We start from the raw sequence: 22,315 nt of genomic DNA on the forward strand, positions 1-22,315 counted from the left end.
GATAATGTCTACATACTGTGTATAGCTGAAGAGGCGGTGTATGTAAATAGATACAGACACTTGCATTTTCTACGACGATCAAAAAGATCACATATCTTTATGGAAAAACCGTGATCTTGTCATCCTATAATTATATGGCCGGCCGTTATTTGCAAATTTTAATGTTAGCAATGTTCATGCTGCTGCCCTTTAACAGGGTGCAGGCAGGCGGAATTATTGTGCCCGGCCCATCCGTGGTAAGGGTGTGGCAGGATACCATCCCTACGCCTGATAGCATCAGGATACAGCAACTGGCTAACTTGATATCGTACCAGTATAATCGTGGCGAACGTAATTGGGATATTATTGTTGGCTGTGCCGACAAGATATGGTCCATAGACTCGGGGGCTTATTATAAGCAATCGGTTCTGTATTATATTGCCGATGCCAAATTCAATATTGGCGACCATGCAGGGGCGTTGAAGGACCTGCTGGCGCTATATGATATATACAGCAAGAGCAGGACAAAGATTTACGGCTCGCGAGATATGAAAGAGAAACTGGCGCAATGCTACCTTAGGTTAGAGCGACCTGAACCTGCTGTTATGCTTTATGCCAATATAGCTTTACCCCAGGCTTTTGCCCAGGTATTTAAAGTTTGCAAGGACTACAACAACAGGAAGCTTTACCGCCGTGCAGTAGATACCGCCATTGCTGGCCATCAAGAGGCGTTTACCCATTTTAATATAGACCGTTATAGCAGATGGAGCAAAACTTTTGTTGCTAAAGGTCATTATCCGGCGCATGTGCTGATAGACTATGCCTACCTGCTGCTGATGGTGAATCGTCCGCAAAAAGCCTTGAAAGTGATCAATATGCCTTTGCAGGCCTCGCCAGGCAACGAGGCTGATGAGTCGATGTTAGCTATGGTGAGGGCTATGGCGCAATACCTCATCAAGCCGGGGTCTTTTAATAGCATCAAAATGGACTTTACCGCGTCTGTAACAACTCACGGTAAGATCACCTATCAGGGGTATTCGCCGCTTAGCGATTGGCTTAAGTACTCGGATATCCCGATGGGTAGGCGACAGGGGTTGTTGGAGTTGGAAGCGATAGCGAAATAAACTTTATCATTTATGCTCAAACTTAGATCTACCTTATTAACAATTTTGCTGGTATGTTATTTTGCTCCCGGTTTTGCCCAGCACAAGGACCATCTTTATAAATACATTACGCACGATGTTAGCAAGCCGGATTATCATCAGGCGCAATTCCTCATTAAACCTTACTCATACGAGGATAGGTTCCCGTCCGACTCGCTGAATGTGGAGTTTGGTAGTGTACAGCAGATACAGGACTTTATTGATAAAGGGCTCCATAAAAAGGTGGTCGGCATTAGGTTAAAGGTAGATAGCGCCAATATTGACCGGGCTATCGGTCTGCTTAAAGCTTATCCCCGTTTATGTTTCCTTGGTTTTGACGAGTCGCCGATATTTGCTTTCAAGGTTAAAAAGATCCTGTTGCCCGGGTCTATCAAAGAGCTGAAGAACTTACAAGGCGTCGAGTTCATCTTTACCGGGATAGATATCCCTGATGCTTTGGTAAAGTTGAGACCCTTAAAAAAGCTATCGGCTATCTCGCTGGCATTGGTAAAAGGCCCTTTGCCAAAAGAGGTGCTCCAGCTTAAAAACATAACCACTATCAAACTCAACGCTACTCACATACGCGATCTGGATATCAGCGACACCAAGTGGGAGCACGTTTTTTTTGACGGTGTTGATCCTAAATTAGGTATAAATGTACCCGCGTTGAAGAAATTGGCCGCCTTGCCAAGCCTGAAAAATTTGCAGCTCAACTCCTGTGTTTTAGATAACAATGCGGCCGTGTTGCAGGAGTTTAAAGGGATCAGGTCGTTAAAAGTACAGTTCGTAACGTTAAGTAAGGGCCAGCAACTTTTCGATCATATCGGCAAATTAAGGCAATTAGAGGCGCTTTCCATCCGGCCGTATTACGATAGTACCCAAACCACTGAAGGTTTGGAACAATTGACCAACTTAAGGTTGCTGAGTATCGAGAATATGCCCCGCATAACCCGCATGCCCGACGTTTTTGATGCTTTATCCAAATTGAAAGTACTTTACCTGTCCGATTGCAACTTTACGCACGTCCCTTTAAATATTTTCCGATTGCGAGATCTGGAGCACATAGAACTATTCGGCGATAAGCTGACCACATTGCCGGAGGGTGACTATCGTTGCAAGAAGTTGCGATCTGCTAAGATCATCTACTCGGCGCTGACCAATATACCCGAGGCTTTTACGTCCCTTACCAAACTCGAGGATATCAATTTCGGCAGCAATCAGATCAGTAGCATCCCCACACATGGTTGGGAACGCTTGACCAAACTTAAACACCTTAACTTAAGCAGTAATAAAATATCGGTCTACCCGGGTGGCGTGGAGCAGTTGACGGGCTTGCAAACGTTGGGCTTGTTCGATAACCGCATCAGCAGTATGCCCGATCTGCCAGGCAGTGGCTATCAGCTTACATCTTTGTTGTTGAGCAGTAATAACCTCAATGTATTGCCCGAACACATCGGTAAATATGATCAGCTGACCTTTTTGGGTATCTCGCAAAATAAATTGACTACCCTACCTGCATCCTTAGGCAATTGCACCAAATTAAGGCGATTTGAAGCGGCTGTATTCCCCAGACCAAAGCGTGCCGACGGCACTGCAGATAGTACTTACTATATTAACGCCCTGCCCGAGGGCCTGAAAAATACGCCCGATATGGAGGTACTTAACGTGAGCGGGAACCGTGGTATCGACCCGGCATCTGTGTTTAATGTGATCCTGGCTATGCCCCGCTTTAATTTTGTAGCTAATTGCTCGGACATTGGTTTAACAGAGATCCCCCCGAGCGATCAATGGCGCAATGTGGTGTTAGGCAGGTTTGATCTGGACAACAATCAGCTGACCACTTTACCGCCCCAATTTGCGGCAATGAAGACCGTCCGCAATATGGATCTGCGTAAAAATCCCTTCCCCGGCAACGCGGCCAATTTGGCAAAGAGCGAGATAGACAGTAAAGGTCAGCTAATCGCATTATATAACGAATTACGGGTCGCGCTACCGCAAAATATCGTGTCGGCTGCGGACTATGCTACGGGCCTCGCGTTAAGCATATCTGAAATGGTTGAGGCTAAAATGTTTGCCAAAGCAGTGGAGTATGCAGAAAAATCGATCAAACTGGACTCAGCCGCTTATAATAGAACCGTACGTTGGGACGATATTGCCGTTGCGCGCTATCATACCAAAGATTATACGGGCGCCATTACCGATCTGGAGCGTTATTTGCTTAAGGACAAAAAGAACTTTATCATTATAGGCGGTATGCCGGAGCGGGCGCTAAAGTATAAGGCCGGGGCGCACATCATCCTGGGGCAAAAGGAACAGGCTGCCCAAACTTTCGAGTATTTCGCCCGCCAATACCATGTTGCCGGCGCCTTGCAGAATGCTGCATTAACTTATAAAGAGATCGGCCGGGATGATAAATTTGATCAGTTGATGGATACGGTAATTAAGCACCAAAAATTTTCTCAAGAATTTAATATTAAACAAAAAAGAACAGATGTCGGCTCGATATTGGATCATGCCGAAAGCCTCATCGTGGCTGGTAAGCCTAATGAGGCGATCAAGGTCATTAATGGGTTGGATACTAAACTTTATACAGGTAACTACCTTCCGATCAACAACTACTTGTTAGCCACTGCCAACTACTTGCTGGCACCCGAGCAATTTGAACAGATAAAAACCAAGCTCACGGCCGACATCAAAACGAACGGCAAGATGAGCGGCTGGAATTTTGACATGTTCAACAAATGGGTGGAATTGAACTTTGCAGATGCTGATAAAAAAGCAAAATTAATGCAGTTGCAGGCGCTAGGTAAATAAGAGCAACGCAAAGAAAACGCAGTCGCGCAAGTTGATGAAACAGGCAAAAGGCGAAAGGTCATCAAAAACCTTTCGCCTTTTACCTTTATGCTTTGAGCTTAAATGATTACATCATGCCGCCCATGCCGCCCCCCATTGGTGGGTGGCCGCCGCCTTTATCTTCTTCAGGCTCGTCTGCTAACACACACTCGGTAGTTAACAACATCGATGCGATAGACGCAGCGTGCTCTAATGCTACACGGGCAACCTTAGTAGGGTCGATAACGCCTGCACCGATCAGGTTCTCGTAAACGTTGGTGCGTGCATTGTAACCAAAGTCGGCAGTGCCTTCTTTAACTTTTTGCACCACGATAGAACCTTCGATACCTGCGTTCTCGCAGATCTGACGCAATGGCTCTTCGATAGCGCGACGGATGATCTGGATACCAGTGTTCTCGTCGTCGTTCTCGCCTTTAAGGTCGGCCAAAGCAGCAACCGCGCGGATGAAAGCAACACCACCACCGGCTACAATGCCTTCTTCAACAGCGGCACGGGTAGCGTGTAAAGCATCGTCAACACGGTCTTTTTTCTCTTTCATTTCAACTTCAGATGCAGCACCGATATATAGTACGGCAACACCACCTGAAAGCTTAGCTAAACGCTCTTGTAATTTCTCTTTATCGTACTCAGATGTAGTGTTCTCAATTTGAACACGGATCTCGCTAACACGAGCCAAGATCTGATCCGGGTTACCTGCACCGTTAACGATGATGGTATTGTCCTTATCGATAGATACTTTCTCAGCCTGACCTAACATATCCAGATCAGCCGACTCTAATTTAAAGCCACGCTCTTCAGAGATAACGGTACCGCCTGTTAACACAGCGATATCCTCTAACATCGCTTTTCGGCGATCGCCAAAGCCCGGTGCTTTAACAGCAGCTACTTTCAGCGAGCCGCGGATCTTGTTAACTACCAAAGTAGATAATGCTTCGCCATCAAGGTCTTCAGCAATGATCAGCAATGGTTTGCCTGTTTGCACTTGTTTCTCCAAGATCGGCAATAACTCTTTCATCGACGAGATCTTCTTGTCGTAGATCAGGATGTAAGGGTTATCCAATTCAGCCTCCATTTTGTCGGCATTGGTCACAAAGTAAGGAGATAAGTAACCGCGATCAAATTGCATACCTTCTACGGTCTTCACTTCGGTCTCGGTACCTTTAGCTTCCTCAACGGTGATCACACCGCCGGTGCCTACTTTCTTCATCGCGTCAGCGATCATTTCACCGATCACTTCGTCATTATTAGCAGAGATAGAAGCAACTTGTTTGATCTTGCCAAAGTCGTCACCTACATCTTGTTTCTGTGCACGCAAGCTTGCAACAACAGCGGTAACCGCTTTGTCTATACCGCGTTTAAGGTCCATTGGGTTAGCGCCTGCAGCTACGTTCTTGATACCTGTAGTTACGATAGCCTGAGCCAAAACGGTTGCAGTAGTCGTACCATCACCTGCAATATCAGCAGTTTTTGAGGCAACTTCTTTAACCATTTGAGCGCCCATGTTCTCGATAGGGTCTTTCAGATCGATCTCTTTCGCTACCGATACACCGTCTTTAGTGATAGATGGTGAACCGAATTTTTTGTCGATAATTACGTGACGGCCTTTAGGGCCTAATGTCACTTTTACTGCATTAGCTAAAATGTCAACGCCTCTTTTCAGCGCGTCACGAGCTTCTACATTATATTTTACTTGCTTTGCCATTATTGTATTTTAAATTTTTTGTTGTTGTAAAGTTGAAATGTTGCAAGGTTGGAATGTTTTGTTTTTAAAGATCGAGCAGAGCGCAAGGCAACTTTTCAACCTTAAAACGTTACAACCTTAAACCCTTATCCTAATACTACGTAGATGTCAGATTCGCGCATGATCAGGTAGTCTTTACCCTCAAGGGTAAATTCCTGACCGGCAAATTTACCGTATAATACTTTATCGCCAGGTTTTACGCTGATAGGGATCAGTGTGCCGGTCTGCTCGGCATACCTGCCTTGGCCAACGGCTACTACAGTACCGCGTTGTGGTTTCTCTTGTGCAGTTTCAGGGATGTAAATACCTGATGCAGTTTTGGTCTCAGCCGGAGCAGCTTCAATTAATATCCTGTCTCCAATAGGTGTAACGTTTAACGACATTGTTTTAAATTTATATGATGTTCAGTTTTATTTCTGTATCACTATATCCTCATCAATTATGCCAATGCACGGCTCGTCCTGAAATTGTCAGGGCATACTGTTTAATTGTCAGCAAAAGGTAACCCGCAGGTTTTAAGCTTACAATTTAGTAATAAAAGCAGTGTCAGGTTGGCAGTTGAGGTATAATGGTAGCGCGGCAAATATAGGATAATTTGTGAGAGGGGGGCAATCCTAACATCGCAATTGTAGGTTTAACGCGGAGTGCCTATGATAACATAAGAGAGGGATAGTAGGATTTCAATTCTCTTCTTGGGGACTACCGTATGCCCACATCTTTGAAATTGGATCATCTGCCCAGAGGGGGCTACCTGTTTATAGCAATGATCGTAGAAAAAGAAATTCTTCCAGAAGAAGTACCCTCAAGCTAAGCATATCCACGAAGGGTAGCCTCTTTGAGGCATTATCATATTGACTTGTTTTTCTATAAACAGATAGTACCTCCGGCACATAAAAAGATGTGGGTACACGATAGTCCTTGGGGAGGGGTGCGGAGAACATGAGCGCAAATGCAGGGAGGGGTTTCGGCGATATGTTTTGTGACTAAACCCTCCCTGCATTTTCAGCACAAACTTATCCCACCCCTCCCCAGGGAGGGAATTAAAATAAAACAAAAAAAGGCCCCGGTTTCCCGAAGCCTTTCCATATTTCTTATTCCTGAAAGGAAATTATTTCTTAGCAGTATCAGCCGGTTTAGCTGCACCAGCGCCCGGCAATACCGGAGTAGCGGCAGGAGTTGTTGTGGTTGATGGTTTTGACACCTTCTCGATCAGCGCGTCGTCGGCAGAATTATCAGTGCCTGATGATACACCTTTAACAACAACGTTAATGCCCAGTGACAATACCATTAAAGCGATAGCCAGGAACCAGGTACCTTTTTCAAGGAAATCGCCGGTCTTTTGAACGCCCATTAATTGAGATGATGCTGAGAAGTTTGAAGCCAAACCACCGCCTTTAGGATTTTGGATCAGCACAATGGCGCCTAACAGCACACAAACAAGAATGGCGATCACTAACAGGATGTAAAACATTTTTTAAATATGATTAATTAGTACGTTTTTCTAAATTTTCGATACGGGATGCAAAGTAACGGCTTTTTTCCGGATATTTCAACATTAATTTTTTGTAAGTCGCTATCGCTTTAGGGAATAGCATCTGATCGGCATATATGCGGGCTAAAGTTTCGGTCACCATGTCCAGGTCGTCTTCTGATGAGCGTTTGGCTTTATTCTCGGTGTTCAATTTTTCACCTACCGGTGGGTGGATATGCGGGTCCTGTTCAATAAAACGCTGAATGATCAGGTCCTCTTTGCGCTCCATGTCAAACTCTACGGTCTTGGCGTCTTCGGCTACAAGATCTTCGGTCGTCAGGTGGAATATGTTCTCTACATATTGCTGCTGTAAAGCGTCGCCTGTCGGTTTTGAGGCCGGTGTTTCAGCCGCCGGGCGGTTAACAGGCGCTTTAGCATAAGGCTGATACAGGTTGCCATGCTCGCGACGTGTTTTGTCCAACCACCACATAAAGGTGTATGGCATCTTTTCGTCGTGATACATCGATACATCCTGATGCGTGTTCTCCGGCTCTCCGGCTTGAGCAGCAAATTGCTGATCTGCCGGCGGTGTAGTTTCGGTGGAAGGTCGTTCCGGCTCACCAAATGCCTTATCAAAACGGAAGAAATCTGTAGCTGCGATATTGCCCATGATCAGGCGCTCCTCATCGGCTGGTTTGGCCGGTTGAGCTGGCTCGGCTGCAAGCGGTGCTGCCTCTTCGGTCGTCTCCGCGATAGCCTCGGCAACAGGTTCAGCTATCGGTTCAATAGCAGGGATCGGCTGATGCTCGTAAGCAGCTTCGGCTGCCATTTGCGCCAGGCCAATATCTTCTATACTGGTTATCTCGTCGTAAACATCGTCGTGTATCGGTGTTTCCTGATAAGCATAATTAACGGGTTCGGGAGCTTGCTCAACCTCTTGCGCCGGGGCAGGTATTTGCTCTTCGGCATCGTACTCATCCTCTAACGATGCCCAATAAGCCAGCTTGGCGGCCATCTCATCGTCGATAGTATTGGTTTCTACAGGTGCGGTCACCTCCTCGGTCTGCCATTGGCTTTCTGCGGCACCAGGTGCAGTTTCTTCGGGCTGATCTAAGCTGTTGATCGGCTCTTCCCAGCCATAACGTTGGTCGGATGATGCTTCGGTAGCCACAGGCGCTTCCTCCTCGTCCTCATCTTCTTCCCATGGTGCACGGCCAAGCGGTTGCTCATCGTCGCCGATCTGCTCGGTCACGGTAGGCGTTATCTCCCATGGAGCCGGCTCAAATGGCGGCAGGGCAGGTGCTTCGTCGTGTTGTTCTATCTGCTCCAACTCAGGGATCGGCGGCGGAGTTTCACGGTCGTCCGCTACATGTTCGTCCGCGGGTAAAGTTTCCTCTACAGGGATAGCAGGCGGTTCGGCAAAGTCGTTACTTTGGAATGCCGCCGGGATATCGGCCGGTTTATCGGCATATATCGTGGTGTCGATATCGGCCAGTTGCTCAGGCGTCACAAAGTGCGGCTCGTCTGCCGGCATTGCCAGCGGCTGACCGAATAGTTTACCATCAGGTTGAATAGCCACTTGCTCGTTGGCTATCGGCGTCAGGTTATCATGGCGATATAGTAGTTTGTGCAGCGCGTTGCTGTCAAAATAACCACTGGCCACATGCGGGGCAGGCTCGTTCAAAGCACGGCCATATAGCGCGCGGAGCAGTCCCGATCGCGGGTGGATCTTCACCATCTCCTGCAAATTAGAAAGATAGGCGGAGCCTGTATCGGCCGGATCGGCCAACAGCCGGAGCAGAATTTCTTTTTGCCTGTTGTTTAAATAGTCCTCCACGGGGTTGAAACTACGTTTTATTCCCAATTTGCAAAAGCCTTATTGAAAATATCTTCTGTAAGTTGTTTGTTTATGGTAGCCACAAGGCCAGCTTCTTTTGATGCCAGATCGCCGGTGTAATCGCCGTAACGGGTAAAATCCTGTTCAAAATCCAGTTTCTTGTCTTTTTTGTAAGTGTACTTAATGTGTACCACAATGGTTAAACGGCTGGCATTAGCCAAAGGCGGCTGATTGGGGTTGCCCGTTGATTGTACCGACACCGGCGCGGCTGAATAAGAAATGATATTGCCTGTAAAAACACCATCGGCCTCGGCACTGGTGGTAATGCTTAGGGCCGTTTGCGAACGGATACGTGCTTTCAGCGCCTCGGTCATATCCTGGGATAGGGTCGTTTTTACCAGCGGGGCATTGTTCTCAAAGGTCGGGATGTTCACCGTTTTCATCTCTGGGGGGATGGATGCACCGCTCAGCGTGAACGAGCACGCCGCGAACATTCCCAACGCACTAAACAATAACAGACCGGCTACAATTCTTTTCATTGGGGCTATCACCTTACAAATTCAGTTCTTTTATTTTACGATACAGCGTACGCTCGGATATACCTAACTCCTGAGCCGCCATTTTACGTTTACCCTTATGCTTTTTTAAAGCCTTGCGGATCAGGTCCGATTCCTTATCGATCAGCGACAGGGATTCTTCTACCTCCTCGGCATTGTGGGTAATGTTAAAATGGTCGTTACCGGTATTGATAACATTGTTATTAACGGGCTGCTGCAAGGTAAATTGTGGCGTATCGCGATGATGGTGGTTGTCGTTATTGGGCAATTCGATATCGCGGTAAAGCTGATTGATGGTATGCGAGTGATCATCATAATTGGACACAACGCCGCCATGTTCAATAATATCGGCCACCAGTTTTTTTAACTCCACCATATCCCGCTTCATGTCGAACAGTACCTTATAAAGAATATCCCTTTCGGATAGGTCCTCTTTAGGTTGGTTATCCAAACGCATGGGCAGGTTGCGGCTGTTATTCTCTACCGGGATATAGTTCATCAGCGTTTGCGCGGTGATGGTGCGGTCACGCTCCAGAACGGCCAGTTGCTCGGCCATATTCTTTAACTGGCGCACGTTACCCGGCCACGAGTAGTTGATGAGCATTTGCTGTGCATCCTCATCCAGATGGATAGGCGGGGTACGGTACTTGTCGGTAAAATCCGAAGTGAACTTTCTAAAGATCAGGTAAACATCCTCTTTACGCTCGCGCAATGGCGGTATCTTCAGCGGGACGGTGTTCAAACGGTAATAAAGATCCTCGCGGAATTTTCCATTCTTCACCGCATCGAAAACATCAACATTGGTAGCAGCGATCACGCGTACGTTGGTCTTCTCTACTTTTGATGAACCAACTTTGATGAACTGACCTGATTCCAATACCCGCAACAAACGGGCTTGGGTACCCAAAGGCATCTCGGCTATCTCATCTAAAAATATCGTACCGCCGTTAACGGTCTCAAAGTAACCTTTACGCTCGCCCACGGCGCCGGTGTAAGCTCCTTTCTCGTGTCCGAATAGTTCCGAATCGATAGTACCCTCGGGTATCGCACCGCAGTTCACCGCAATGAACGGCCCGTGCTTACGCGGACTCATCTGGTGAATGATATGCGAAAACACCTCTTTACCGCTACCGCTCTCGCCGGTGATCAGCACCGAGATATCGGTAGGCGCTACCTGATTTGCAATATGTATAGCCCTGTTCAATAACGGCGAACTACCGATAATGCCAAAGCGTTGTTTAATTTCTTGTATATCCATGTTAGGTAGTGATCGGTTAACCAGTTGATCGGTGGTCAGTTAGGGCTGGTCGACCTGATAAATTATTCTACGATGGTGCCAATTAATGTCGCCGTTGTACATCTGTCTATCATAACGTTGGCGTATTGCCCGGGTTTGTAGCGTTCATCCACCGGGAAGATCACAACCGCGTTACCATCACTACGGCCTGAATAATCCTGATCTGATTTTTTTGATAAACCTTCTATCAGCACTCGTTGTACTGTCCCTATCTTGCGCTTAGAGTTAACATGAGCGTATTGCTGTTGCTTGTCTATCACCTCGCGCAATCTGCGGGATTTTACGTCCTCGGGGATGTCATCAGCAAAACGTTTGGCCGCTAAGGTACCCGGACGTTCGGAGTAGGTGAACATGTAAGCGAAGTTATACTCCACATAGTCCATCATAGTGATGGTATCCTGATGCTCTTCCTCGGTCTCGGTGCAAAAACCGGTAATGATATCGGTAGATATCGCACACCCCGGGATGATGCGTTTTATGGCATCGATCCTTTCCATATACCACTCGCGGGTATAGTTGCGGTTCATGATATCCAGTACACGGCTATTTCCCGACTGTACCGGCAAGTGTATATAATTACAAATGTTATCGTACTTGGCTATGGTGTACAGCACATCATCCAACAGATCCTTAGGATGCGATGTAGAAAAACGCACACGCAATTCCGGACTGATCAGTGCAACCATCTCTAACAGATTAGCAAAGGTAACAGTAGGGGTAGTTGCCGTAGCATCTGCGGCCTCTTCAGTTTCTGACTGCTCACTGCTCACTGACAACTGCTTACTCCATTTATAAGAGTCCACATTCTGTCCTAACAAGGTTACCTCACGGTAACCGGCGTCGAACAGATCCTGGCATTCTTTAACGATAGATAACGGCTCACGGCTACGCTCGCGGCCACGGGTGAATGGCACCACGCAGAACGAACACATATTATCGCAACCACGCATGATCGATACAAATGCGTTGATGCCGTTGCTGTTCAGGCGTACAGGGTTAATGTCCGCATAAGTTTCCTCACGTGATAGCAGTACGTTCACCGCTTTTTGGCCACCATCTACGGTATCTATCAGATTTGGCAGGTCGCGGTAAGCATCGGGGCCTACAACAACGTCAACCAGTTTTTCTTCTTCTAAAAATTTAGCTTTCAGGCGTTCGGCCATGCAGCCTAATACCCCTACGATCATGCCCGGATTTTTGGTTTTGGCTGCTTTAAACTCTTTAAGGCGGTTACGTACGCGTACCTCAGCATTATCACGTATCGAACAGGTGTTGATGAAAACCACATCAGCACCGTTAAAATCCTTGGTGGTCTCAAATCCGCTGTCCTGCAAAATAGAAGCTACGATCTCGCTATCCGAAAAATTCATGGCGCAGCCATAGCTTTCGATATATAATTTACGGCCGTTGTTCTTCCCTACAGTGGGCTCCAGCATTAAGGCCTCGCCCTGTCTCGCTTCATCATGCTCCTTGTTCGGGATCTCCAGGTCTATCATCTCGTTCGTCATACTTTAAGATTGCAAAAATACATAATTTTTGATCCCTTGTGTGACACTTTGTCAGCCAATTAACAAAATCATAAGTTTGTTGTTATACCTCACATTACAATAGACTATTGAGCAATGGAACAAACCCCAACAACAAAAAAAGGTATGCCGCGCTGGCCATTTGTACTTACCTTGATACTGGTGTTACTCGCCGGAGGTGGTTATTACGCCTACCAAAGATTTTTGGGGGGCAATAAATGGAAGACCTTACTACAGGAACAAATGAAGGACCTGGTGGCAAGTTCTACTGATAGTTTGTACCGCATAGAATACTCGGACTTCGACCTTAATATCACCTCGGGCAACGCCACGCTGACCGATTTTAAATTAGTGCCCGATACCAATGTTTACAACAAGATGGTGGCCGATAAGAAGGCACCGGATAACCTGTTCACCCTTGGCGTAAAAAAGCTGAGTATCAAAAATGTGGGCGCTAAAAAAGCGTATCAGGAAAAGGTGCTGAACATTCATGATATCATCATCGAGAACCCCGACCTGACCATCGTAAACAAACGGATGGCCTACAACGATACCGTAAAGGTGGGCAAGCCGAAGACCCCGTACGAGATCATTAAAAAAATATTTAAACGATTACAGATCGATACTATCGGGCTAAAGAACATCAGCCTTACCTATATCAACAAAAGCGGCCCGGTCACCAAAACTAACGCCATCAAAAACCTGGATATCGGCGTATCACAGATCCTGATCGATTCGTTATCGGCGCAAGATCCCGAACGTTTTTACTATACCAAAGGTGTGCAATTTACCTTGCGCGATTATAAACTGGCCACTGCCGATAGCCTGTACCTGGTGAAAGTTAAGCAATTGCAATTCTCTACCGCTCAACGCAGTTTGATACTTACAAAGCCCGCGTTGGTGCCGCGTTATGATAAAAAAGCTTTTTACCGTAAGATAAAACGTGCCGATGATAGGTTCGACCTGGCTTTTGAGCGTATCGCTATTACCGACGTTGACCTGCAGCGATTTCTGCGGGATCAAAAACTATATGCTGGTCTGCTTTACATTAACAAAGGCCGTGTAGAGATCTATCACGACGGGCGTTATAAAGGTGGCCCTAAAACCAGTAAGATCGGTAAAGACCCTCATCAACAGCTGCAAAAAGTGGCCCTGGATATGAAGATAGCCCGCATCCGTTTAGAGAAGACCAGTATCACCTACGCCGAGACTGACGCTACATCGGGCATCACAGGGGTGATCAACTTCGACCATACCACCGGCGACTTTACTAACGTCACCAACGACCCCGAGGCAAAAAAACTGAACCATTTTATGACGGCGCGTATCCGCACGTCGTTCCTTAATGCCGCACCCTTATCGGTCAACTTTAAATTTGATCTTAATGATAAGGCGGGGGCATTTAACTACAATGGAACGCTAAGTAATTTAGACGGCCGCAAGCTGGATAAACTGTTGCGCCCGCTGGCCATGGTGCATATTAAGTCGGCAGATATTAAAAGGCTGCATTTTAACGTTAATGCTAATAATTACTCGGGCAAAGGCGGTTTGGAGTTTTACTACAAGAACCTGAACGTAGAGTTGCTGAAGAAAGACACCGCCACTAACAAGCTGGTGGCCCAGGGTTTTATATCAAAAATTGCCAATAGTTTGGTGATCGATAACGATAACCCGGATAAAAAGGGTAATTTCAGGCCGGGCCCGATAAACTTGAAACGCGACCCGACAGTGTCGTTCTTTAGCTTTTTGTACAAGGGGCTGCTTGATGGTATTAAGCCAAGTGTTGGTTTTAGCAAAAAGACCGAAAACAATATCACCACGGCGGTAGAGAAAGTTAGCGGCGTGCTATCTAAGTTTAAGGAGTTTAAAGAGAACCGCAAAAAACGCCGCGAAGAGAAAAAGAAAGCCGAAGCGATAGAAGAGCAAAAAGAGCAAGAACAGAAGGAAAAAGAGAAGGCCGAAAAAGAAAAGAAGAAAGCTGAAGAAAAGGCCAAAAAGCAGCAAGAGCAAGAACAAAAGGAAAATACGCCCTAAAACATAAATGACCCTGAACCTGAATTTTTTAAAACAACGCTGGCAACGAGTGACGGCCCGGGTGGTGATCATTACAGCCGCCGTGGTTTTGATCGGGTCGTTTTTGATCAACTTATATTTTTCGCCCATATTGGGGCGTACAGTAAAAAATACCGTGCTGGAAGCTTCTGATAGCCTTTATCACGTCGATTTCAGCAGGGCCGACCTGCATGTGTTGCGCGGCAAGATCGTGATCTTCAATATCAATGTGCAGCCTGATATGGCAGTTTATAACAGGTTAAAGGCGCGTAACCTGCACCCCAATAACCTGTACCGCGTCCATATTAAAAAACTGGCGCTGAATCATATTCATCCGTTCACGCTATATTTTAAGCGCAAACTGAACATCGGCCAGATCATTCTTAGTGCCCCCGAATTGAATGTGCAGTATCAACAGAACCGCACTAAGGATACTACTCCTGTGGATAAACGCTCGCTATATGAGCGTATCAGCAAAACCCTGCATTCCATCAATGTTGGTTATATAGGATTGAATGATGTGCAATTTAAATACGAAGACCATAGCGGCAACAAGGTAGCCATATCCGAACTAAAGGAGATGAACTTAAGTGCTACCGACCTGCTGATCGACTCGACGTCGATGAAAGATACCAGTCGCTTCCTTTACTGCCGCGATGTGGTGACCGAACTGAATAACTTTACCGGCAAAGCCCCTAATGGCCTATACAAATACCGGATGAAGTCGCTGACGCTATCGACACGGTCGCGCCAGTTGAATATCCAGAACCTGCAACTGGAGCCGGTAGATCCTGACCGTTTTTTTGATAAAAGCAGGAATGACCGGTTCACCATCAATATGGACTCGGTACAACTGAACGATTTTGATTTCCTTAGCTATCACAAATATCGCAAGCTTAGTGCAAGTAGCCTTAAACTAACTAACGGACGATTGGGCGTGTTCAATAACCCATACCTGAAAGAGCGTAACCGAATAGCGCAGGGTAAAAAGCAGATAGGCGACCGTGCGGTCACGTTCCCCAATGCAGGAATCTATAAATTAAAGACCGATCTAAAGATAGATTCCGTTCAGATCAAAAACCTTCACGTTAGCTATACTGAGTTGAACGCCAAGTCGCAAAAAACTGGCTACGTTACCTTTAACCATACAAATGGCACTATCACTAACCTGACCACCAATGATGAGGCATTGCAAAAGAACAAGTATTGCAACATTATATTAAAGACCAACTTTATGAGCAAGGCGGCGCTTGAGGTGGCTTTTAAATTTGATATGGCGGGCAGAGATCTTGCTTATAGTTATAAAGGCCACCTTGGTGCTATGAACCTTGGGCGCGTTAATCCCGCAACTACAACTTTGGGCATGGTAAAGATACGGTCGGGCAATATGAGCAGCTTTGATTTCGATATTAAGGCTAACCGACACGGATCTAAAGGTAAGATCAGTTTTATTTACAGCGACTTTAAAGTAACACTGCTTAAGCCTGATACTGCCAAAAATAAAATGAAGAAGTTGACGCTGGCATCATTCTTCGCCAATGCGCTCATCATCAAACACAACAATCCGGATAATGTTGGCGAACTCCCGCGGGTAGGTTACGTAAATGTGGCCCGACCGATAGGTGATCCATTCTTTAAAACCATCATTCGAACTTTGATGTCCGGGATAAAGCAATGTATTGGCTACAATACAAAAAAAGAGAGCGAAATGATGTCGCACGAAGCTAATCGCAAAGCGAAAAAAGAAGAGAAGGAAAAGGAAAAAGAGCGCAAGAAGCGCCATGAGAATAAAAAGTAGTTCAGTGGCAGTGGGAGTAGTAGTTGCGCCGTTCGTGGTTAAACAAATAACTACTGACCCGCGGGCCAAAACGCATCCTCGATATGATTTAACCTGTGCGTGCCCTCACGTTGGATCAGGATAGCGATGATATCAAATCGTACTTCGCCCTGGTGGTTCATCAGGTAAATATACTCGCCGGCGGCGGTGGCTATTAGTTTTTGCTTACGCTTGTCCACAAAATCTTCGGGTTCGCCAAAATAATTACCGCTGCGGGCTTTTACTTCCACGAAAATGATCTGTTTGTTCTTGTAGGCGATGATATCGATCTCGGCTTTGCCGTGGCACCAGTTCTCGTCCATGATCTCGTAACCGGTAGCTTCCAAGTGGGCTTTGGCTAATGCTTCGCCTTTGCGGCCAAGATCGTTGTGCGATGCCATTATTTAGATATAACGGTGCCGAAATATTCGGTGATCTTCTTCTCCACCTTTTTCATAAAGATGTACTGGCTTTGCAGTATCTCCTGGTCTGTCTCGCTGGTGCTGGTTTGCAGATCGGCCAACAATTTATTCAAGATCTTGCCTACCTTTTGTTTTTTAAGGTGGAAGATTGCGCCCAATACCGCAGCCCGCAGTTTCAACTCCTCGCCCGGCACAAAAATGCTGTGCATATCCAGCCAATTCTCGCTCAGCATATAGCGGGTAGCGATCATATCTACCGTAAGGTCAACAACCTGCTTTTCGTGGTAGTGGATAAAGTACTGCTCATCGGGCAGTTTACCCTGATCAATCTCCGACTTATAAATATCGATAAACTGCTTACAGGACGGATGGTCAAATTCTACATCGCTCAATTCCGCTATCATGAACGGGCCAATGTAAGTATTGGTGATGCCATCCCAATCGATCATTTTGTTACCATACAATAACAGCAAGCGGATGATCTCTTTTTCCTGAGTTTCTCCATCAGCCTCGGTCGCCGTACGCTCGATCTCGGTAGCTATCGGCGCATCCTCGTAAGGCGTTTGGAAAGAGTCAGGCTGATCATTTTTGCGCATTTTAGCCTGGCGCATCTTGTTCAGTTCGGTAAGCAGGGCGCGCTCGTCTATCTGCATCACCCTGCTACATTCCTTAATGAATACAGACGCCTTGATCGAATCAGGTATCTTGGCGATGCTTTCTACCACCTCGCGGATCACACCTGCCCGCAGGATGGGGTCTTTACCGGCCTCTTTCAGCAGGATATCGGTCTTGTAAAGGATAAAATCCTTACGGTTATCGTCGATATATTTTTTAAAAGCGCTGCTGCCTAACAGGCGCACATAGGTATCCGGATCGTGTCCGTCGGGGAACAGGACCACCTTCACGTTCAGGCCTTCTTCCAATATCAGGTCCAACCCGCGTAGCGATGCTTTAATACCTGCCGCATCACCGTCATAAAGGATGGTCACGTTCTTGGTCAAGCGGCCGATCAGTTTGATCTGCTCTACCGTTAACGACGTGCCCGATGATGCCACCACATTCTCTATCCCGGCCTGATGTACCGATATCACGTCGGCATAGCCTTCTACCAAATAGCAATTATCCTCATCGCGGATGGCTTTCTTGGCAAAGTTCAATCCGTATAATACGTTCGATTTATGGTAGATCTCGCTCTCGGGCGAGTTCACGTATTTTGGTACGTTCTTATCGGTCTTAAGCGTCCTACCACCAAAGGCGATCACCCTGCCGGTATAGCTATGTATCGGGAACATCACTCGGCCACGGTAACGATCGTACAGGTTGCCGTTATCGCGCTTGACCGACAAACCACTCTCTACTATGAATTCTTCCTGATACCCTTCTTTTAAGGCTTGGGCCGAGAAAGCTTCCCACTGATCGGGTGAGTAACCCAGTTCGAATTTCTTGATGGTCTCAGTAGTAAAACCGCGCTCTTTAAAATAGCTGAGGCCGATAGCCTTGCCTTCGTCGGTCTCCCACATGCTATCTTGAAAGAACTTAGCGGCGTACCCCGATACGATCATCAAACTTTCGCGGCGGTTCTCGGCTTCTTTATTCTCCGGCGATGTTTGGGTCTCTTCAACCTCTATACCGTACTTTTTAGCCAGCCACTTTAACGCTTCGGGGTAGCTGAATTTCTCCAGCTCCATTAAAAAGGTTACCGCAGAGCCACCCTTGCCGGTAGAGAAATCCTTGAAAATGCCTTTAGCCGGAGACACCGTGAACGACGGCGTACGCTCGTTAGCAAAAGGCGACAGACCAATATAATTGGCCCCGCGTTTCTTCAGCTGAACGAATTCGCCGATCACCTCCACAATATCTGTGGCTTCCATTATACGGTCGATGGTGGGTTTGGTGATCATATTTGCAGGGTACAAATGTACGGGAAAACGCTTAACCCACGGCGCGAGTTACTATTGAGTATTCCACAAATGGCACCGCAAAAAGTTAATATCTTTTTAACGTATTGACTGCAAGTATGGTTCGTTGGTCGATCGGGTCTCCATTCTTTATTCCTGATCCGTCGCCCGTTTTCTCACGGGCGACTTTCGACCGCTTTAATTCGTTCCTTCGGGTTTATAGTCGCTTGGTAGCTGGTCGCCCAAACGCATCAGCCCCCATTTACCGTTCTGGCTGATGTTGCAATCGATACAATTGCCCGCCCTGTCTATCTTAACCGGGCGCTCGTCCATACTCAAAAGCGTGCTGGTCACGGCCCGCACTATCCTGCGTAGTTTAAATGGTTCCCCCTGGTTTTTAAACGACGCTGCTTTTTTAGGGTCGTAGTTGGCATACATCATCTTAAAATGCAGCGTTTTAAAAGCGTTGTCCACCACTTTTGTCAGCGTATCAAAATTGGCAGGGCGATGGTCGATATAAAGATATCCTGGTGCCGAGTTTTTAGGCTCATCAAAACGCGCGTGAACGGTAAAGCCCTCCTGCAATACGTTGCCTTTGTAAACAGCACGCAAAAAACGGCGGAGCGATCCTTTATATGTATCCGCCCGGTTTTTGGCCCATTGTTTTTTTTGCTTGTCGGTGCCGTCCATTTCTTCAAACACGGCGTCGCCGGCAATGGTGCTGTAATTGCTGCCAAGCGTATGCCTGAAACTTTTTAACTGGTAACGGATCTTATACCCCAGGCGGTTGTTCATCACGATCAAAAAGTCGTCGGCGTCGGCCGTTAAATATTGCCGTCCAGTGGTCAGGTTCACAACTTCTTCATTCAGCAATTTACAACTGCGGCCGTTATCGCTCTCGCCTAAAAGTTCGCGTTTAAATAGCGAGTAATATTCGCTCAGGTTAGCCTTGTTGCCGATCACTACTTCCCGCAATGCAGTGGGTTTAATCTTTAGGCTGATACTGATATCAGCCGACCTTTGTATCAATTCGACGGTTGCTGTCGCCGCGTGGTAGCCCAGCATTTGTACCGATACCTGATAGCTGCCCGGTGCCAGGCTTGGGAACGCGAATGTGCCGTTGTTATCCGTCGGCATAATGCGGGTAGTACCGTTGATGAATACGGTGGCGGCCCGCATCGGTTCGCCCTTTTCGCCGGTGACCTTGCCGCTAATGGTGAATTTAGTTTGCGCGCTTGCCAAAAGCGGGAGCAAGAACAGCAGTATACTCAGCAAAGGTGTTTTAAGATCGGGTAGTGTCATATTATTAAAAGGTTATTTACCGGGTTTATCGGGCCGGTACTCAAAAGGTAACTGATCGCCTATGCGCATGCGGCCCCATTTGCCTATCATCAAAAATGGCATCTCGCCGGCCACCTTGCCTCGGTTATCAATAATGGCCTCGCCCTCGGGCAGGCGCAGTACACTGCAATCATCGGTCATATCAACCTCGCCGCTTTGGCCGCCCTCATCTATCGAGAGCATATTGAGCGCCCCGCCCTTTGCGCTGTACTTGATAAAAAGGTCGGGGGTGAATTTCAAAGAAATGAACGAGGTATCGATCACCCGCAGGATGGTATCAAAGCGGACCGCCCGAGGGTTAATACTCACCGGCGGGCGCATGCGCGAGTTAAAGTCGGCATTACTGCTTTGATAGCGACCGATCAGTTGCCGCACTAAAAAACCTTCGTTAACGGCAGTACGCTTGTTGTTGAAGATGGTGCGGAAAAAATGCGTAGATGAACCGTAGTACGCTTTTAGCCGATTCTCACGCCATTTCTTTTTTTGAACGGCTGTTCCGCTCATATCTTCAAAGCTGGTCTCGCCATCGTAATTGGTGACACCCACGCGGCCGTTATACTCAAAAAACTTAAGCAGGTATTTTACCCGGTAGCCCAATTCCGGGTTATCCACGATCAGGAAGTCGTCGCTGCTACCCTTCAGCATCGATCGGTCATCCTCGTCGTAATTCAATCGTAGCACCTCGGGATTAGCAATCTTGCAATTACGCCCATTTTTTGTTAAGCCTAAAAAGCATTCTTTAAACAGCTTGTACTTAGCGTCCCAGTCCTTATCAGTAGCTTTTATCACCACCTCGCGCAGGGCTGTAGGGTTGGGTTTCATTTCGATCGTCATATCCGCCATACTTTCTTTAATGGTCACATTTTGAAAGTATGGCGTGTAGCCGATCATCTTTACGGTGATAATGTACGATCCCGCGCTAAGTCCTTGAAAACTGAATTTTCCGTCAACATCCGTAGGAGTGATCTTCATGGTGCCACCCAAAAACACGGTAGCGGATGGCATAGGGAGTTTCTGCTCGTCGATAACTTTGCCGGATATACTTAAAGTTTGTGCAAAAGCGGTACCCTGCGCAAAAAAACAGCACATAACAATAGTAAGGGTACGGATAAAAGACAAGAAGGTTTGATGCATGAGGCTTATCGGGGAAAGTAAAGATACCGAAAAGTTTGGATAAATGCAATAACGAGTCTGCCAAAAAGCAGGTTGAACATTTTACTTTTTAGGCGGATCGGGTTGATAGTCGAATGGTAATTGGTCCCCTACGCGCATTGAACCCCAGCGACCAGTTATAACCATTTTCGCATTGTTGGCTATCCTTCCACTCCTGTCAATAAGGGCTTCGGCAAAAGCATCTTCGCTATCGGGAGGTGTCAAAATAGATTGTTCATCATGATCAAAGGTAACTTCGCCCTTCCTGGCATTTTCACTGTTGGAAAGCTTCTTTAAAAGGCTTTTTTGGGGGTCATAATGGACGATAAGATCTCGTTTAAATCTTAATTCGATGAAAGAGGTATCTATCACCGTTACGATCGTATCGAATTTGATCGGGAGCGAGTCGGCCTTTGCCGGAAGCCGCAAACGTTGGCCAAGTTGCTCGTTCCTGACCTCCCACCATTTCATAATGCCGCGTGCCAAAAAACCTTCTTTTATCGGTGCCTGCGGACCATTATAAAGCGCACGGAAAAAGTGCATAGCCGATCCGTAATAGGCTTTAAACCGGTTTTGCTGCCACTTAGCTTGTTGTTGTGGTGAGCCTGTCATCTCCTCAAAGCTTTTTTCGCCATTAAATTTGGTGCCTTGCGAATTGAGGTCGTATTCAAAGGAATTAAGCAAAAACTTAATGCGGTAACCAAGTTCAGGATTTTCAATGATCAGGAAATCGTCGCTACTGGCTTTGAGCAGGTTCTTATTATTCAGATACCGTAGTTGTAGCACTGTGGGGTTAAGTATTTTGCACCGTAGACCGTTTCTGGTAATGCCTAAAAATGATCTTTTGAACAATGCGAATTTTTCCGGCCATTCCTCATCGCGGCCGCTGATGTTTACTTCGCGCAGAGCCGTTGGGTTTGGGTTCATCTGGATCACCAGGCCGCTGGGACTTTGCTTAATGGTCACGCTTTGGAAATATGGCGTGTAGCCGATCATCTTTACCGAAATGATGTACGCCCCCGCACTAAGTCCATGGAAACTGAATTTACCATCTACATCGGTAGCGGTTATCTTTTTTGTACCGCTCAAAAACACGGTAGCCGATGGCATAGGGAGTTTTTGCTCGTCGATAACTTTGCCCGATATGCTTAATGTTTGTGAGAAAGCGATGCTGTGCGTAAAGAAACAGCACGCAGCTATGATAAGGGTGCGGAAAATTGACATAAAAAAT

General features: G+C 46.7%; 16 protein-coding genes. 4 read left to right on the plus strand and 12 right to left on the minus strand.

Going from position 1 to position 22,315, the window contains the following annotated elements:
- The first annotated feature begins 161 nt into the window (after positions 1 to 161).
- Together IRJ16_RS16190 and IRJ16_RS16195 are read left to right on the plus strand one after the other, a co-directional pair.
- Positions 162 to 1,103, plus strand: coding sequence for a tetratricopeptide repeat protein (locus tag IRJ16_RS16190; RefSeq protein WP_194112660.1), 942 nt, complete (start codon positions 162 to 164; stop codon positions 1,101 to 1,103).
- A 12-nt stretch (positions 1,104 to 1,115) separates the two neighbouring features.
- Positions 1,116 to 3,935, plus strand: a complete 2,820-nt coding sequence (locus tag IRJ16_RS16195) for a leucine-rich repeat protein (RefSeq protein WP_194112661.1) — start codon at positions 1,116 to 1,118, stop codon at positions 3,933 to 3,935.
- Between the two features lie 106 nt (positions 3,936 to 4,041).
- On the opposite strand, the gene groL is transcribed toward IRJ16_RS16195, so the two are convergent.
- The 7 genes from groL to miaB form a co-directional block, all read right to left on the minus strand.
- Entirely contained in the window at positions 4,042 to 5,676 is a 1,635-nt protein-coding gene (groL, locus tag IRJ16_RS16200; protein ID WP_194112662.1) for a chaperonin GroEL, read from the minus strand.
- 125 nt (positions 5,677 to 5,801) lie between these two features.
- Positions 5,802 to 6,098, minus strand: coding sequence for a co-chaperone GroES (locus IRJ16_RS16205; protein WP_194112663.1), 297 nt, complete (start codon positions 6,096 to 6,098; stop codon positions 5,802 to 5,804).
- A gap of 725 nt (positions 6,099 to 6,823) precedes the next feature.
- Positions 6,824 to 7,186: a preprotein translocase subunit SecG gene (gene secG / locus IRJ16_RS16210; RefSeq protein WP_194112664.1), complete on the minus strand. Its 363-nt coding sequence runs from the start codon at positions 7,184 to 7,186 to the stop codon at positions 6,824 to 6,826.
- Positions 7,187 to 7,199: 13 nt separating this feature from the next.
- The gene (locus IRJ16_RS16215; RefSeq protein ID WP_194112665.1) at positions 7,200 to 9,023 is read right to left on the minus strand and encodes a hypothetical protein; all 1,824 of its coding nucleotides are present in this window, start codon (positions 9,021 to 9,023) and stop codon (positions 7,200 to 7,202) included.
- 17 nt (positions 9,024 to 9,040) lie between these two features.
- Positions 9,041 to 9,562: an LPS assembly lipoprotein LptE gene (lptE, locus tag IRJ16_RS16220; protein WP_194112666.1), complete on the minus strand. Its 522-nt coding sequence runs from the start codon at positions 9,560 to 9,562 to the stop codon at positions 9,041 to 9,043.
- 13 nt (positions 9,563 to 9,575) lie between these two features.
- On the minus strand, positions 9,576 to 10,838 hold the full coding sequence (locus IRJ16_RS16225; protein ID WP_194112667.1) for a sigma-54 interaction domain-containing protein: 1,263 nt from the start codon (positions 10,836 to 10,838) through the stop codon (positions 9,576 to 9,578).
- Positions 10,839 to 10,900: 62 nt separating this feature from the next.
- Positions 10,901 to 12,373: a tRNA (N6-isopentenyl adenosine(37)-C2)-methylthiotransferase MiaB gene (miaB, locus tag IRJ16_RS16230; RefSeq protein ID WP_194112790.1), complete on the minus strand. Its 1,473-nt coding sequence runs from the start codon at positions 12,371 to 12,373 to the stop codon at positions 10,901 to 10,903.
- A 126-nt stretch (positions 12,374 to 12,499) separates the two neighbouring features.
- Between miaB and IRJ16_RS16235 the strand changes: the two genes are divergently transcribed.
- Entirely contained in the window at positions 12,500 to 14,437 is a 1,938-nt protein-coding gene (locus IRJ16_RS16235; protein WP_194112668.1) for a hypothetical protein, read from the plus strand.
- Positions 14,438 to 14,444: 7 nt separating this feature from the next.
- Positions 14,445 to 16,253 (plus strand): hypothetical protein, encoded by a 1,809-nt coding sequence (locus IRJ16_RS16240; RefSeq protein ID WP_194112669.1) that lies wholly within the window; start codon positions 14,445 to 14,447, stop codon positions 16,251 to 16,253.
- A gap of 50 nt (positions 16,254 to 16,303) precedes the next feature.
- Here the strand turns inward: IRJ16_RS16240 and IRJ16_RS16245 are convergent, their stop codons facing one another.
- From IRJ16_RS16245 to IRJ16_RS16265, 5 genes are all read right to left on the minus strand, one after another.
- Entirely contained in the window at positions 16,304 to 16,672 is a 369-nt protein-coding gene (locus IRJ16_RS16245; protein WP_194112670.1) for a YraN family protein, read from the minus strand.
- Positions 16,672 to 18,594 carry a DNA primase gene (gene dnaG, locus IRJ16_RS16250; RefSeq protein WP_194112671.1) on the minus strand — a complete coding sequence of 641 codons (1,923 nt, stop codon included), beginning with the start codon at positions 18,592 to 18,594 and terminating at the stop codon, positions 16,672 to 16,674. The genes IRJ16_RS16245 and dnaG overlap by 1 nt, the downstream gene beginning before the upstream one ends.
- A 195-nt stretch (positions 18,595 to 18,789) precedes the next feature.
- The gene (locus tag IRJ16_RS16255; protein WP_194112672.1) at positions 18,790 to 19,893 is read right to left on the minus strand and encodes a carboxypeptidase-like regulatory domain-containing protein; all 1,104 of its coding nucleotides are present in this window, start codon (positions 19,891 to 19,893) and stop codon (positions 18,790 to 18,792) included.
- Between the two features lie 12 nt (positions 19,894 to 19,905).
- Entirely contained in the window at positions 19,906 to 21,021 is a 1,116-nt protein-coding gene (locus tag IRJ16_RS16260; protein WP_194112673.1) for a carboxypeptidase-like regulatory domain-containing protein, read from the minus strand.
- A gap of 126 nt (positions 21,022 to 21,147) precedes the next feature.
- Positions 21,148 to 22,308, minus strand: a complete 1,161-nt coding sequence (locus tag IRJ16_RS16265) for a carboxypeptidase-like regulatory domain-containing protein (protein WP_194112674.1) — start codon at positions 22,306 to 22,308, stop codon at positions 21,148 to 21,150.
- Positions 22,309 to 22,315 lie beyond the last annotated feature (7 nt).

The sequence above is a fragment of the Mucilaginibacter myungsuensis genome (assembly GCF_015222005.1).
Lineage (GTDB): Bacteria > Bacteroidota > Bacteroidia > Sphingobacteriales > Sphingobacteriaceae > Mucilaginibacter > Mucilaginibacter myungsuensis.